This window comes from Streptomyces sp. NPDC055140 (assembly GCF_053607285.1).
Map to the genome: position 1 here is coordinate 14,458 of NZ_JBSGTG010000022.1, position 15,075 is coordinate 29,532.

General features: G+C 70.8%; 13 protein-coding genes. 7 read left to right on the forward strand and 6 right to left on the reverse strand.

Going from position 1 to position 15,075, the window contains the following annotated elements; translation table 11 throughout:
- The 4 genes from ACWFR4_RS33615 to ACWFR4_RS33630 all read right to left on the reverse strand — a co-directional run bounded on the left by ACWFR4_RS33615 (window position 1) and on the right by ACWFR4_RS33630 (window position 5,265).
- Complete coding sequence (locus ACWFR4_RS33615; protein ID WP_453655879.1) at window positions 1-1,605, reverse strand: carboxyl transferase domain-containing protein; 1,605 nt, start codon at window positions 1,603-1,605, stop codon at window positions 1-3.
- Between the two features lies 1 nt (window position 1,606).
- Window positions 1,607-2,788: an MFS transporter gene (locus tag ACWFR4_RS33620; RefSeq protein WP_453465648.1), complete on the reverse strand. Its 1,182-nt coding sequence runs from the start codon at window positions 2,786-2,788 to the stop codon at window positions 1,607-1,609.
- A gap of 118 nt (window positions 2,789-2,906) precedes the next feature.
- Complete coding sequence (locus tag ACWFR4_RS33625) at window positions 2,907-4,106, reverse strand: 8-amino-7-oxononanoate synthase family protein (protein ID WP_453655880.1); 1,200 nt, start codon at window positions 4,104-4,106, stop codon at window positions 2,907-2,909.
- A 316-nt stretch (window positions 4,107-4,422) separates the two neighbouring features.
- Window positions 4,423-5,265 (reverse strand): helix-turn-helix transcriptional regulator, encoded by an 843-nt coding sequence (locus ACWFR4_RS33630; RefSeq protein ID WP_453655881.1) that lies wholly within the window; start codon window positions 5,263-5,265, stop codon window positions 4,423-4,425.
- A 298-nt stretch (window positions 5,266-5,563) separates the two neighbouring features.
- Here ACWFR4_RS33630 and ACWFR4_RS33635 point away from each other — a divergent pair, with 298 nt between their 5' ends.
- Window positions 5,564-5,779 (forward strand): hypothetical protein, encoded by a 216-nt coding sequence (locus ACWFR4_RS33635; RefSeq protein WP_453655882.1) that lies wholly within the window; start codon window positions 5,564-5,566, stop codon window positions 5,777-5,779.
- 288 nt (window positions 5,780-6,067) lie between these two features.
- On the opposite strand, the gene ACWFR4_RS33640 is transcribed toward ACWFR4_RS33635, so the two are convergent.
- The gene (locus ACWFR4_RS33640; RefSeq protein ID WP_453465640.1) at window positions 6,068-6,283 is read right to left on the reverse strand and encodes a hypothetical protein; all 216 of its coding nucleotides are present in this window, start codon (window positions 6,281-6,283) and stop codon (window positions 6,068-6,070) included.
- Between the two features lie 393 nt (window positions 6,284-6,676).
- On the opposite strand from ACWFR4_RS33640, the gene ACWFR4_RS33645 reads away from it, so the two are divergent.
- Complete coding sequence (locus ACWFR4_RS33645) at window positions 6,677-6,817, forward strand: hypothetical protein (RefSeq protein WP_453655883.1); 141 nt, start codon at window positions 6,677-6,679, stop codon at window positions 6,815-6,817.
- A 115-nt stretch (window positions 6,818-6,932) separates the two neighbouring features.
- On the opposite strand, the gene ACWFR4_RS33650 is transcribed toward ACWFR4_RS33645, so the two are convergent.
- Window positions 6,933-7,988, reverse strand: coding sequence for an NAD(P)-dependent alcohol dehydrogenase (locus ACWFR4_RS33650; RefSeq protein WP_453655884.1), 1,056 nt, complete (start codon window positions 7,986-7,988; stop codon window positions 6,933-6,935).
- Between the two features lie 91 nt (window positions 7,989-8,079).
- Here ACWFR4_RS33650 and ACWFR4_RS33655 point away from each other — a divergent pair, with 91 nt between their 5' ends.
- From ACWFR4_RS33655 to ACWFR4_RS33675, 5 genes are all read left to right on the forward strand, one after another.
- Window positions 8,080-8,883, forward strand: a complete 804-nt coding sequence (locus tag ACWFR4_RS33655) for an SDR family NAD(P)-dependent oxidoreductase (protein ID WP_453655885.1) — start codon at window positions 8,080-8,082, stop codon at window positions 8,881-8,883.
- Window positions 8,884-9,063: 180 nt separating this feature from the next.
- The gene (locus tag ACWFR4_RS33660; RefSeq protein WP_453465634.1) at window positions 9,064-9,933 is read left to right on the forward strand and encodes a branched-chain amino acid ABC transporter permease; all 870 of its coding nucleotides are present in this window, start codon (window positions 9,064-9,066) and stop codon (window positions 9,931-9,933) included.
- Between the two features lie 11 nt (window positions 9,934-9,944).
- Window positions 9,945-12,446: a branched-chain amino acid ABC transporter ATP-binding protein/permease gene (locus tag ACWFR4_RS33665; protein WP_453655886.1), complete on the forward strand. Its 2,502-nt coding sequence runs from the start codon at window positions 9,945-9,947 to the stop codon at window positions 12,444-12,446.
- A gap of 94 nt (window positions 12,447-12,540) precedes the next feature.
- Window positions 12,541-13,881 carry an FAD-dependent oxidoreductase gene (locus ACWFR4_RS33670; protein WP_453655887.1) on the forward strand — a complete coding sequence of 447 codons (1,341 nt, stop codon included), beginning with the start codon at window positions 12,541-12,543 and terminating at the stop codon, window positions 13,879-13,881.
- A gap of 44 nt (window positions 13,882-13,925) precedes the next feature.
- Window positions 13,926-15,059: an acyl-CoA dehydrogenase family protein gene (locus tag ACWFR4_RS33675; protein ID WP_453655888.1), complete on the forward strand. Its 1,134-nt coding sequence runs from the start codon at window positions 13,926-13,928 to the stop codon at window positions 15,057-15,059.
- The last annotated feature ends 16 nt before the right edge of the window (window positions 15,060-15,075 follow it).

Below are 15,075 nucleotides of genomic sequence, written 5' to 3' on the forward strand. Positions count from 1 at the left end.
TCACATCCTGAACACGCCGAAGCGCGTCTCTCGTTGGGGCGCTGCCGCGGCCAGGGCGAGGCTCAGCGTCAGCCATTCACGGGTGTCGGTGGGGTCGACCACGGCGTCCACCCACAGGCGTGCGGCGACATAGAGGGGCTGGCCCTCGCGGTCGTAGTTGTCCCGGATCGGCTTCTTGAAAGCCTCTTCCTCCTCCGGGGTCAACGAGCGGCCCTCCTTGGCCAGTTGCTCGTTCTTGATCAGCGCCAGAACGGTCGCGGCCTGCTCTCCGCCGACCACGGACGTCTTGGCGTTGGGCCACATGGCCATCAGCTGCGGGCCGATCGAGCGGCCGCACATGGCGAGGTTGCCCGCGCCGTAGCTGCCGCCGATCAGCATGCTGAACTTCGGGACGGCGGCGCAGGACGCGGCGTTCACCATCTTGGCGCCGTGCTTGGCGATGCCGCCCGCCTCGTACTCGGCGCCGACCATGAACCCGTTGATGTTGTGCAGGAAGAGCAGCGGGATGCCGCGCTGCGAGCACAGTTCGATGAAGTTCGCGGCCTTCTGGGCACTCTCGGAGAAGAGCACGCCGTCGTTGATCAGGACGCCCACCGGGTAGCCGCCGATCCGGCCGGTGCCGCACACGATCGTCGTCCCGAACCGGGCGCGGTACTCGGTGAATTCGCTGCCGTCCAGAAGGCGGGCGAGGATCTCCCGGGCCGGGATCGGCTCGCGCGGGTTGGCGCTGACGATGCCCGGCAGTTCGGCGGGGTCGTACAGCGGCTCCGCCGGTGTCTCGGGCGGTGCGGCCGGGGTGCCCGTGCCGCTTCGGGCGGCGATCTCCCGGACCAGGGTGAGTGCGTGCTCGTCGTCGAGGGCGAGGTGGTCGGCGACGCCGCTGGTCGCGGTGTGCAGGTCGGCCCCGCCGAGGGTCTCGGCGTCGACGATCACGCCGGTCGCCGCCCGCACCAGTTGCGGACCGCCCAGGAAGATCGACCCGGTGCCCCGTACGATCACGGTCTCGTCGCACATCGCCGGGATGTACGCGCCGCCGGCGGTGCACGAGCCCATCACGGCCGCGATCTGTGGCAGGCCCATCGCGGACATCTCCGCGATGTTGCGGAAGATCTTCCCGAAGTGGTTCTCGTCCGGGAAAATGTCCTCCTGCATCGGCAGGAAGACGCCTCCGGAGTCGACCAGGTAGATGCAGGCAAGGCCGTTCTCGCGGGCGACCTGCTGGGCCCGCAGGTGCTTGCGGACCGTCAGCGGGTAGTACGTACCGCCCTTCACGGTCGCGTCGTTGGCGAACACGACCGTGGGCCGGCCCTCCACCATGCCGACGCCGGTGATGATGCCCGCCGACGGCACGGCCTGCTCGTACACCTCGTGCGCGGCGAGCTGGCCGATCTCCAGGAACGGGGTTCCCGGGTCGAGCAGCCGGGTCACTCGCTCCCGGGCGGTGAGCTTGCCGCGCTCGGCGTGCCGGGCCTGCGCCTTGGCGCCGCCGCCGGCCGTCGCGGCGGCGCGGGCCGCCGCGATCTGCTCGCGCAGCGCTCCGTAGGCCGCACTGTTGCGGCGGAACACCTCGCTGGAAGGGCTGATGTGGGAACGTAGAACCGCCATGTCACTTCCCTTCCTTGGGGACTGCCGTGGGGACGGCGATCCGGGTCAGGAGCCAGGCCGCGGCGCCCAGTGCGGCGGCGACCGTGGCCCAGGCGAGGTCGGCGTGCAGCAGCGCGGCGCCCGCCGCGGCCACGCCCGCCATGGACTGCTGGAGGAAGCCGCACAGCGAGACGGCGTAGGCGCCGTGGCCCTGCTGGCTGGTGACGGCGGTGGCCATGCTGTTGGGGAACAGCACGGACTGCCCGAACGTGGTCACGCAGTACAGCGCGACGAAGGCCACCAGAACGCCGGTGTCCGGCAGGCCGGGCACCGACCACAGCACGATCATCAGCACGCCCGCCGCGGTCATCACGATCGATCCCGCCGTCATCAGGCGGCCCGAACCGGCCCTGGCCACCAGCCGGTTGACGGTCATCGCCCCGGCGAAGTAGGCCGCGCCGAGCAGCAGTCCGAGACTTCCGTACTGATCGGTGGCGAGCCCGAAGTGCTCCTGGAAGACAAACGGGCTGACCTCCTGCAGCAGCACGATCGTGGCGAACCCCGCGCCGCCGGCCAGGGCCGGCAGCAGGAAACCGGGCTGCCTGCTGATGGTGAGGCAGATGCGCAGCACCTCGGACGGCCGCTGCACGGTACGGCCCGACTCGAACGGCACGGTGAAGGTCAGGGCTGCCGCGATCGTGCCGACCGTGGCGAGGACGACGAAGCCGGCTTCCCAGTGCGCGTACCTGCCGATCAGGCCGCCGAGGAACTGGCCGCCGCCCATCGCCGTGATGAACGCGATCGACAGAACCGAAAGGCGTCGGGCCAGCTCGTCGCCGCTCCAGCGGTCACGCACCAGGATGCGGGCGATGATCGCACTGCCTCCGGCGCCGATGCCCTGCAGCGCACGCAGCACCAACAGCCCCTCGGGGGAGCGGATCAGCGCGATCGCCGCGCTGGTGAGCACGAACAGCGCCAGCGACGTCAGCAGCGGGCCCCGCCGCCCGTACCGGTCCGCCGCCACGCCCCACAGGACCACCGGAGCCGCGGCGCCGATCACGAAGGCCGAGATGGAAAGCGCCGCATAACTGCGGGACATCCCGAAGTCGTGCGCCACGATGGGCAGCGAGGGCAGGTAGATGGTGGTCGCCATCTGGGCCATGAACACCAGGAGGCAGGAGAGCGCCATGATGCGCCGGTTCACGTGATGAAGCGTGGCCTGCTTTCCCTGGGCCATCCTGTCTTCATCTACCGTCAATGTTCTTCCGGCCTGCTGCTTTTCGTCGACCTGTTGCTTTTCATCGGCCGGAGAAGTTTTCTGCTCAGTCATTCTGGCTCCGCAGTTCATTGACCAGACGGCCGAAGTTCTCAATGTCGGTACGCGTCATGTCCGCGCGGAGCATGATGCGCAGCCCCGCCTTTCCGCGGGCGATGACGGGGAAGAAGAGGGCAGAGGTGTAATAGCCCGCGGAAAGGAGGGCCCGACCGATACGGACGGTCTTCTCCTCCGAGCCGATGTCGATGAACCGGATGGGCAGTCCGTCGCCGCGGTTGGCGGTCGCCACCAGCGCGTCGAAGCAGTCGATGTTCTCCTGCAGCCGGTGCTGGAGTTCCTTGAGCTCGGGCGAACGGTGCAAGGCGGCGGAGGCGACGATCGCCCCGAGCCCGGCCGTGTTGATCCGCTGCGACCAGGTCAGCGGACCGCCGTAGCGCAGGGCGAGATCACGGCGGTGCCGGGAGCCCTGCGGCCCGAGGAAGATCGCGCCACCGGACGCGCCGAAGCCCTTGTTCAGGGAAGTGATGATCAGCGTACGGTCGTTGATCTCGCCCATGGCGTCGAGGACGACCCCGCGCCCCTGGTCGCCGCAGGTCGACATCCCGTGCGCCTCGTCGAAGAACAGGAAGAGCCCGTACTTCTCCTGCAGCGCCAAGAGTTCGCGAACCGGCGCCTGACCGCCCGTGCTGTACACCCCGTCTGCCACATAGGCAACGTTCGGGTGGGTGCGGCAGAGCTCTTCCAGGGCGTCGAGGTCGTTGTGCGCGATGGTCCTGACCTCGGCCTCGTCGGCGACGCTCGGCTTCATCGCGTTCAGACAGAAGTGCGCATGCTTGTCGAACACCATGAGCGGCGGTACGCCGTCGGTGAAGGCGCCGGACGCCACCAGGGGCAGCGCGGACCAGGCGGCCGCGGCGCAGGAGGCGAGGGTGACCGCCTCGACCCGGAACAGGTCCGAGAGCGCGTCCTCGGCGTCCTTGAGAATCCCGAAGTGCACACGCATCCGGGAGACCGAGGTGTTCAGCGAGGCGTTCTGGGTGACGGCGTCGGCCGCCGCGCGGATCAGCGCCGGATGGGAGTCCAGGCCGAGATACGAGTACGACGACATGTTCAGGAACTCGTGGCCGTCGGCCCGGGTGGCATAGCGCCCGGCGCCGACGTTTTCGGCGACAATCCCCGCCATCCCGGAATCGGCGGTGACGTTCCAGAACTCGTTGCTTATCCCTATCGTCTTCTTGATGTTCATGAAGGCATGCAAAATAGCTCCCGAAGTATTCCTCAGTCGAGTCCGAGCCTGGAATCAAACCAGAGCGGGGCGGACGGGTTTCACCACCGTCCACTGCCATGTACTCCGCAAGCGGGAGGGGTTCCTATGGGCCCGGTCGTCACTGAGATTCGCAACTTGGCGTAGCGAAAGTCAACGGATTCGACCGGCAATGTTCTGCCGGTTGCACCCGGGCGGCAGAAAACGGACCGGCAGAAAATTGCCGGTATCCGGACCGGAAAAAATTTGCCGGTCGGCACCTGTTGAAAGCGCCGCCGGCATCGGCCAGAGTGAGAGCTCAGACGTCCAGGCGGTCGGCGCCGGTTTCCACGTCGGACCCCGGCAGCAGGCTGAGGAAGGTGAGCCGAAGACCGGGATGTCCGACGGGATGCAGTACTTGGGTGACGACGTCGACAGCGTGCGGAGCGAAGCGGGGGATGCTCAGACGGAACGTGTGCCCGTCCCGGTTGGCGATGATGACCGGGCCGTCGTCCCAGATCCGCCGGCACTGAGGGTCGGCGAGTGCCGTCAGCAGGATCTCCGCGAGTTCGGGGTGCCCCGGGTACTGCGCCATGGCGTAGCGCAGCATCGCGAGGTAGGCGCGCCCGTGCCGCGGCCAGTCGGCCAGCTGCTGCCGGGCCTCGGTGTCGGTCAGCCCCCAGCGGATCAGGTTCGCGCCGGGGACCTGCACCCACGGGAACCACTCGGCCATGGCCTCGTTGTGGGCGAGCACGTTCCACGCGTTGTCGGTGAGATAGGCGGGCTGCGTGGGCTGCAGATCGAGCAGGCGCTGCAGCGGTGTCAGATCGACGCCGTCGGCGGGCGAAACGGCGGGGAAGGGCTCCCCGCCGGCAGCGAAGAGGAACAGGGTCGCCCGCTCGTCCGCGCACAGCCGTAGCGCGTCCGCCAGCGCGGTCAGGGTCCGGGCGTCCAGGCGGGGCGTCGCCCCGCGTTCGAGGTCCCGGTACCAGCGTTCGCTCATACCGACCGCGGCGGCGACCTCCACCTGCGGAAGCGGTCTGCCAAGGCCCAGCTTGCGGCCCGCTCGCGCCCGCCACGCCCGCAGGAGTACCGCGAGCCCCACCTCTTCGTCTGGCAGATGCCCGAGGCCGGGTCGGTCTGTGAAGTTTTCGCGCTGCATGAATGGGGCCCTACTCTGGCTGCTTCCTGGTGCCGTGGCTCAGGCGGGAGCGGCCGGCGTGGAGTTCCGCATACGGGCGGCGCCCGCACTGCCACGAAAGGATCAGTGCAGGTCAGGTACCCCGGACAAGGGTAACCCGGCGTGCCCGTACTGGTTCCGCGCCAACAACCGGCCAGGTTGAAGGCATCGGCCTTCGTAGCGCATCCAATTGGCGGGCGGTGGTTCTCTACGCCGCGCACCGGGGCCACCAGCTCGCGGAACCGGGCCGCGTAGTAGTCGTTGGCCGCCGCCTTGTGGAATGTCGCCGCTCAACTTCCAACAGGCCCGTGGCTGGACGCCCGGCGCCACAGGCCGGGCCCTGCTCCCGATGACCGTCGACACGGTCATGGCCCCGTTCATCCTCTACCGTCCGCTGCCCAAGCGCTTCGGGCACCCGGTCGCGCTGGTCACCGGCTTCGTCACGATGCTGCTCGGCGCGCTTGCCCTGTACGGCACCGACACCTGGACGCCGTAGGCGCGTTCCGCCGTCGGCACCTTCCTCATCGGCGCCGGATCCACCTTCGTGCCTTCCGCAGCCGCCCCGATGGTGGTCTCCAGCACCCCCGGACAGCACCCCCGGCGAACAGGCGGGGCCCGCCTCCGGTGCAAGAACACGCTCCGCCAGAGCGGCGGAACTCATCTCCGTCGCCAGGTTCGGCTCGGTCCTCAATACCGCCGACTTCGTCGGACGGATGGGCGTGGCCCTCACTGTCATGACGGCGGCCGCGCTGCTCTGCATCGCCAGCGGGCGGGTCGCCAGCCGTCAGTCCGACTTCTGTCGAAGGACGCGGCGAGCCGCCTCGGCCTCGGCTGCCGGCGGGGACACCTCGTCGAGGACATCAAGCTCGTCATCGCCCTCCAACTCCCGTTCCCAGGCTGCGGCGAGCCGCTCCAGCTCCTCCCCGGGCCTGGCCACGACGGTCTCTCTGTCCTCAGGCGACAGGGCCGCCAGGAAGCGTGCCACTGAGTCGTTCGGCATGCTGAACACCCTTCACTGGGCACGGTGCTGGTCCGGGCTCAGCATGGTCAATCGGTCCCGCGATCGCGGCCCGACACAGCCGCAGCACACTCGGATGGCGCCATCTCGAGTGCCGAGCCTCACCCGCCCCGCACCGCCCGTACCGCCCCGCACCGCCCCGAGTACGCCCTGCAGGCGCTGTTCCTTGCTCACGCGCTCGTGCGGGCGATCGACGGGTACTCCCCAAACCTCAAGAAGAGAGTGGCGAGCCTCGATGAGACCCCCTGGCCCCGTTCTCAGCGTCCAGTGACGGACGGGCGATGCACGAGGCAATAGACGTCAGCGAACTATCACCAACACCGTAAATGCCCACGCCCTGGCCCCCCTGAGGCTGCGAGTTGTGGGCAGCATCCGATGGACGGGGGCCGCGAGCGCTTCCGGGGCTACCGCGAGGTCCTGAACCCCGGGACCGAGATGTGCATCCACGCTCACCGCAACCTCGCCCCCGGCGTCGCCGACTCCGTCGTCGCCGTGGAGAGCGGCGCGATCACCTGACCTGACCGGTTGGCTGGGTGACGGGATGCGGCAGGCTGCGGCTCGGCGGGACTGTCACCGGCTTCGTGTTCAGCGTCGGGAGCGGAACGTGTTCTGAGGGACCCTCTCCAGGTATTTACTGGTGCAGTCGGGGCACGAGCACGGCCCGGGCTCGCACCTGGCCGCGCCGTAGGCGGGCGAATGCCTCCGGTGCCGCGGAGAGCGGAAAGCGTTCCGTCTCGACCCTGACAGCTCCCGAGCGTGCCAGCGCGATGACCTCGGGGAGCTCGGGAAGAGGCCCCCAGAAGGGCAGCGAGAGCCGGAAGCCGGGGGGCAGGAATCCCGGCTTGCGTACGGTGAGTCGGCCGCCGCCGCTGCCGACCAGCGCGAGCCCGCCGCCCGGGCGCAGCGCCGCGGCGGCGAGCTCGAGGGTCGCCGTGGTGCCGGCGAAGTCGAGCACGGCGTCCACCCCCACACCGTCAGCCTGAGTGCGCAGTACACGTGCCGTGTCCGCTCGCGGCAAAGTGGCGAAGTGCGCGCCGGACCGCTCTGCGAGGGCCAGGGCCTCTTCGCGGACGTCCACCGCGAGGACGCGGCTCGGGGTCGTCGCACGCAGGATCTGGATGGCCACGTGGCCGAGCCCGCCGACGCCGATGACCGCGACCGTGGTGCCCTCGCCGAGCAGGTCCCGCAACCCGGCGATGGCGTGGTACGAGGTGAGGCCCGCATCGGAGAGCGGCGCCGCCTGATCGGCCGACAGGTCTCCGATCGGCACCAGGTGGCGTGCCGACGGCACCAGTACGTACTCGGCCATCCCGCCGTCCCGGCCGAGGCCGACCCCGTGCCAGGACAGGGTGCCGCGACGATCGCAGTAGTTGTCCTGGCCGACGGCGCAGCGCGCGCAGGACCCGCAGCCCCACGGGCCGTACACCACGAAGCGGTCACCGACGCTCAAGCCGTCGGCATCCGCGTCGGGGCCGAGTGCTTCGACCCGCCCCGCGACCTCGTGTCCGAGGGTGAACGGCGGCTCGTAGGGGAGCGTCCCCGCGGGTGCGTCGACGACATGTACGTCCGAGTGGCAGAGCCCGGCGGCCTCCACCCGGAGCAGTACCTCGGCCGCCCGGGGCACTGGTCGCTCCACCTCCGTGACCACAGGCTCCCGCTGCCAGGCCGTCAGTCGTACCGCTCTCATGTTCACCGTCCAGGCTCTTGTCAGTAGGCCGCCGGTCACGGTAACAGAGACGAAGTCAGTTCAATATCAGGCGACGACGAGGGAGTTCGGGATGAGTGGCGGTGCGTGGCAGCAGGGCCGGTTCGCGGGCAAGGTCGCGATGGTGACCGGGGCAGGATCGGGCATGGGAGCGGCGGTGGCACGGCAGTTGGCCGCCGAGGGGGCGCGGGCCGTGGTCCTGGCCGACGTCAAACCCGAGGGTGCCGAAGCCGTCGCCGAGGGGATCGGCGTCGCGAGCGCGGTCGCCCTCGACGTGGCGGACGCGGCAATGGTGGACGTGGCCGTCGAGGACGTGGTGCACCGGCACGGGCGGCTCGACGTCCTGGTGCACGCCGCGGGCGTCGACGACCCCAAGTCCAAGCAACTGATAGCGGACGCGCTGGTGGAGGGCCGTCCGCCCGAGGTGACCGACCGGCTCGAGGACGCGGACTGGCAGCGCGTCATGCGGATCAACCTGGACGGCACGTTCCACGTACTGCGCGCCGCGGTACGGGCGATGAGGCCGGAGAGGGCCGGGGCCATCGTGGTCATCGGGTCCTCGTCCGTCTTCGACACCCCCGTCGGATATCCGCACTACGCGGCGTCCAAAGCGGGTGTGCACGCGCTGAGTCAGGCCGTCGCCAAGGAGGTCATCGCCTCGGGGATCCGGGTGAACGTGGTGGCACCGGGACCGACGGAGACCGGCATGGCGGCGCGCACGCCCGCGGCGCTGCGCAGCGGATTCGCCGACCCGCGAGTACGCCCGTACGCCACGGCCGGGGAGATCGCCGACATCGCCCTGTTCCTGGCGAGCGATGCCGCGGCGAACCTGGTCGGCGCGGTGCTGCTGGCCAACGGTGGCCGGTTCACCGCCTGACCGAAGGGCTGGGTGCGGACGTGCCCGCCGGCGAAGCCGGGACTCGACGAACTCGTGCACGGGTCTTGCCCGCCGGGCCGCGGCTGCCTACGGTGCATGAATTGAGTTCAGTTTGCGATGCGCTCGTGGAGGCGCCGAGGTGCGGGGCGCGAGGGCGCCCGGTGCGAGGAGACGGTCGACGTGGATCAGTTTCTGCTCGTCCTGGTGAGCGGTCTCGCCAGTGGTGCGGTGTACGGCCTGATGGGTCTGGGGCTTGTGATCATTTATCGGGCGACGGATGTGGTCAATTTCGCGCTGGCGAGCCTGGCGACCGTCGGGCTCTACGCCGCGTTGGCGCTGTACGACAGCGGCCTGCCGCTGCTACTCGCCGCCGTGGCCGCGATCGCCGTGACCACGGCGGTCGGCCTGGCCGCCCGGGAAACGGTGATCAGGCCCCTGGCACAAGGGGAGTTGCTCTCGGCGCTCGTCATGACGATGGGCCTCTCGCTCATCGCGGAGAGCGTCATCAGCACGATCTGGGACGACCAGCCACGGCTCTTCCCGAGCCTGGTGGAGGGATCCGTAGCGATCGGTGGTTCGGCGATCCCCGCCCAGAGCCTGCTCACCCTCGCTGTCGCGGCGGTCGCGATGGCACTGGTGGCGTACCTCTTCGGACGCACGACCATCGGTTCCGCGATGCGCGCCGTCGCCGAGTCGGCCGAGACCGCGCAGATCCTCGGTCTCGGCTCGCAGCGCATCGCGCGGATCGCCTGGGCGCTCGGGCTCGGCCTGGCCGTGCTCGCCGCCGTCCTGTACGCGCCCCGCGCCGGACTCGTCCCCACCGTGCTCAGCGCGCCCCTGTTCCGGGCCTTCGCCGGGATCTTCCTCGGCGGCCTGACGAGCATGTACGGCGCCGTCGTCGGCGGCCTCACGGTCGGCGTCCTGGACAACCTGGCCGCGAGTTACGTCTCGGCCGGCTACCGGGACACCTTCGTGTTCTCGTTCACCATCCTCGTGCTGCTGATCCGCCCGCAGGGGCTGTTCGGCGTGCGCACATTCCAGCGGGTCTGAGGGAGCGCTCCATGTCCGCCATCAGTCGTTCCACCCTCGCCAGAGCGGCGCTCGGCCCACTCGCCGCGGCCGCGCTCATCGCCGTACTGAACTCCGGGGTCATCCCGCCCTACCAGGCCTACTCCGTGGGACTCGCGGCCGTCTACACCGTCCTCGTCCTCTCGGTCGGCCTGCTCGCGGGATGGGCCGGGATCTGGTCGATCGCCCATCCCGCGTTCTTCGCCCTGGGCGCCTACTTCGCCGCCTACGGCAGTGGACACGGCTGGTCGGTGGAGGCCGTGGTGCTCGGCGCGGTCGGGTGCAGCGCCGCCCTCGGAGCGTTCCTGGGCAGCGCGGGCGCCCGCTTCTCCATGCTGTACGTGGCCCTGCTGACCCTCGCGTTCACCATGGTGTCGCTGGAGGTGATGGGCCAGTGGACCGACGTGACCGGCGGTGACCAGGGCATCCCGATGACGAAGCTGCACAGCGCCCTGGGTCTCGGCACACTGGCCAGCGCGGGCACGCAGGCGCAGTACCTCGCCGTGGGCGTGGCCGGGATCGCGCTCGCGGTGGGCGCGCTGGCCCGGCCCGGCGCCCTGCGGATGCGGCTCGTAGCCGCCAAGTCCCATCCGATGGCGGCGCGTTCGATCGGGATCGCGCCGGAGGCCCAGTCGGCGCTCGCCTTCGCGGTCAGCGCCGCGTTCGCCGCCCTGGCGGGCGTCCTGCTGGCCGTGGTCGTCGGATTCGTCAGCCCCGACCCGTTCTCCCTGACGCTGGCGATCTCGCTGATCGCCGCGTGCGTCCTCGGTGGCGCCGGCACGCTCATCGGCGCGGTCGTCGGTGGCGCCTACCTGACCTGGGCGCCGACCGCCGCCGAGAGCGTGGGCGTTCCGCAGCCGATCCTTCAGGGTGTCGTGCTGATCGCGGCGCTGCTCTTCCTGCCGGGCGGCGTGGTGCTCGCCGCCGGGCGCCTTGTGCGCCGACTGCTGCGGCGGCCCGCCCGACAGGCACCGACGGCGGTGGAACTGACCGAAGCGCCCGCAAAGACCGTGCCCGCACCCTCGGCGACCGCCCCCGAACTCCTGCGCCTCGACGACGTGGCCGTCACCTTCGGCGGGCTCAAAGCACTTGAAGGCGCGTCCATGTCCGTACGGGCCGGCGAGACCGTCGCGATCATCGGCCCCAACGGAGCGGGAAAGACAACGCTGTTGAACGTCCTGTCGGGGCTCGTCGGAGGCGGACGGGTCGCGGGCGGCGCCCGCTATCAGGGCAAGCCCCTGCTGAAGAGTCGCGCCACCGCACGCCGACGGCTCGGCATCGGGCGCACCTTCCAGCACGCCGAGACCTTCCCCGAACTGACGGTCCTGGAGAACGTGCTCTGCACCCGGCGACGTATCACCGCACAGCACCGTGCCGCGGCCGCCGAACTCCTCGACCGCGTCGGCCTCGCGCACGTCGCCGACCGCTACCCGGCCGAGCTCCCGTTCGGCCTCCACAAGCGCCTCGACCTGGCCAGAGCACTGGCCGAGGAGCCCGAACTGCTCATCCTGGACGAACCGTTCGGCGGCCTCGACGCCACCGAACGCACACTCCTCGCCCGGCAGATCGTGCGCCAGCAGGAGCGCGGCACCGCGGTCGTGATCATCGACCATGTCCTCGACGACCTGTTCGCCGTCGCCCACCGCGTGGTCGCCTTCGACTTCGGGCGGCCGATCGGCGAGGGCGAGCCCGGCAAGATCCTGGACGATCCCCGGGTGCGCTCCTCGTACCTGGGCGAGGGCGGCGCCCGGGACGCACTCCCGGCCCGCGACGGCACCGAACGCGCCGCGGTACGACTCGAGGGCGTGGGCCACAGCTACGGCGGGGTCACCGCGCTGCACGGCGTCGACCTCGCCGTCCCCCAGGGCAGCGTGATCGGCGTGGTCGGCGCCAACGGTGCGGGCAAGAGCACCCTCGGCCGGATCCTGCACGGCACGCTCCCGCCCACGCTCGGCGGGCGCACGGCCGCCGAGGATCTGCGGTCGGCGCTGGTGCCCGAGGGCCGCGCCCTGTTCAAGACGCTCTCGCTGCGGGAGAACCTGGAGGTCGCCGCATACGCTGCCGGCATCAAGGGAGCGGAACTGCGGACGCGACTCGCGGGGACCGCCGAGTGGCTGCCGCCTCGGCTGCGCGAGCGGATGGGAATGGCCGCCGCCGGGCTCTCCGGCGGCGAGCAGCAGATCCTGGCGATCGCCCGCGCCCTGATGGCCCGGCCCGATCTGCTGATCGTCGACGAACCGGCGCTCGGCCTGTCCCCGGCGATGGTCGACGAGGTGTACGCGCGCCTCGGCCGCCTTGCCGACGAGGGCCTGACGGTCGTCCTCCTGGAACAGTCGCTCGGCCGCGCCGCGTCCGCCTGCCACGAGGTGATCGTCCTGCACGAGGGCGGTATCGCAGTCCGCGGCGAGCCCGCCGACCCGGTGTTCCTCGCCCGAGCCGAACAGGCCTACTTCGACGGGCAGGACGATGCCTCCGTCCCCGTCGGGCAAGGCTGAGACATCCCCGTCGGGCAAGGCCGAGACACCTCCGTCGCGCAGGGCTGAGACACCAACCCGCCACGCCCACACCTCTAGACCTCAGGAGAGCCGCATGACCACCGAAGCCGTCGACCTGCTGATCATCGGCGCGGGCATGGCGGGCCTGACCGCCGGTGCCCGCGCCGTCCGGGACGGCCTGTCCGTCGCGATCACCGAGACCGGCACGGACGTCGGCGGCTCGGCGCGCTTCGCCGGCTACGCGTGGACGGCCCCGGACCACGACGTCATGGACGAGCACAACCCGCGCGGCGACACCGCACTCAAGCGGGCCCTGGTCGACCGGTTCGCCGACGGCATCGCCTGGATCCGCTCCATCGGCGTGGAGGCGAAGGACGCACAACGCATCCTCAGCTTCGGCCGCGGGCACCAGTTCGACACCCATCACTACCTCGACACCTGTCGGCGTCTCGTTCTCGACGGCGGGGGCGAGGTGCTCCTGGAGACCGACACCGAACGCCTTGTGGTCGAGCACGGCGCCGTGGTCGGAGCGGACCTGAGGGCGGCCGACGGCACGCACCGACGGATACGGGCCCGGAGCACGCTCATCGCGACCGGCGGATTCCAGGGCGACCTCGCCCTGCGCACCGCACACGTGCACCCCCGGGCCGACCGCATGCAGCTCCGCTCCAACCCCCGCAGCACCGGCGGCGGTTACCGGCTGGCCACTCAAGCGGGCGCGGTCACCGGAGTTGACGACGCGGGCTTCTACGGACACCTCATCCCCAGCGGCATCCCCTTCGCCGACGGGGCCGACTTCGTCGACATGTCGCTCTACTACAGCGAGCACGCACTGCTGCTGAACCTGCGCGGCGAGCGGTTCGTCGACGAGACCCGGGGCGACCACCTCACCGCCATGGAACTGCTTGAACAGCCGGAGGGCCGCGGCCTCCTGATCGCCGACGCACGGGTGTTCCGCGACTGGATCGTCGGCTCCTACGTCGAAGGGGCCGTCGCCGTCGACAAGTTCGCCCTCGCGAGCAAGCGGGGCGGCCGCGTCGGACTCGCCGAGGACCTCGACGAACTGGCCTGCCTGCCCGAGGAGTGGGGCTACGACGCCGAGGCCGTCCGCGATGCCGTCGCCCTGTTCAACAAGCAGGTCGCAAAGGGGCGCGAACCGGTGCCCGGCCGGGAGCTGGACCGCCTGCCGCTCGACGAACCGCCGTACTACGTCATCGAGACGGTCCCGGCCATCACCTTCCCCTTCCACGGTGTACGCATCGATGACAGAGCCCACGTCCTGGGCCAGGACGGGCGGCCACTGGCAGGCCTGCTCGCCGCCGGATCGGACACCGGCGGCCTGTGGCACCGCGCCTACGCGGGCGGCCTCGCCTCGGCCCTCGTCTTCGGACTGACAGCGGCGGAGACCGCCGCTGAGCAGGCGCGCCGCTCGTGACGCCGCCGTCGGCCATCCGCACACCCGAGCACGTTGGAGATCCCATGCACCGCCGTCACCCTGAGATCGACCCCCAGCTGTTGTCCGAGACCGAGGAACAGCGAGAACTCCGCACCGTCCTGCGGGACTTCTTCACCGAGACGAGCGGCCCGGAGGACGTCCGCAAGCATCTCGCCACCCCGCGCGGATACGACGAGGCCCTCTGGGCGCGGCTCGCGGGTGAGATCGGTGTGCACGGTCTTGCCATTCCCGAGGAGTACGGCGGATCGGGCTACACCTTCGCCGAACTCGCCGTGGCCCTGGAGGAGTCGGGGCGCGCCCTGTACAGCGCGCCGCTGCTGCCGACGGTGGTCCTCGCCGCGCACGCCCTGCTCGCCGCCGGGGACCGGCAGGCATGCGAGCGCTACCTGCCGCGCATCGCGGACGGCACGCTCACCGCGACCGTGGCCGGCTTCCGCGACGGCGAGCCCGGCGTCAGCGCCGAGCCCACCGGAGCGGGCATGGTGCTGCGCGGCGCGGTGGACTTCGTGCTCGACGGTGCGGGTGCGGATCTGATCCTCGTACGGGCCCGAACTGCCGAAGGACCGCGGCTGTTCGCCTGCGAACCCGCCCCGGAGACCTGCGTGCGCACCCCGCACCGCGTCCTGGACGAGACGCGCCGGCAGACACGCGTGGAGTTCCACGGCGCACCGGCCACACCCATGGGGGAGTCCTGCGAGGTGGCGGCGGTGCTCGACGCGGGGCGGGCCGCACTCGCCGCCGAGCAGGTCGGCGGCAGCGGCCACGCGCTGGACGCGACGGTCGCATTCGTCGCGCAGCGCCACCAGTTCGGGCGCCCCATCGGCTCGTTCCAGGCCGTCAAACACCGGCTGGCCGATGTGCTGGTCGCACTCGAAGCGGCGCGCTCGGCAGCCACGTACGCGAGCGCCTGCATGGCCCTCGGCTCGCCCCAGCTGCCGGTGGCCGCGAGCGTCGCCGCAGCAGTCTGCTCCGAGAGCTTCCGCCTGGCCACGGCCGAGTACGTCCAGCTGCACGGCGGGATCGGCTTCACCTGGGAGCACTCCGCGCATCTGTACGTGCGGCGAGCGCGCAGCAGCGAGGTGCTGTTCGGCACGGCGGAGCAGCACCGCGCCCGGCTCGCCGGACTCGTCGATCTCGCCCCACGATCCGCCGCCTGAGACGGCAGGGAGAGCC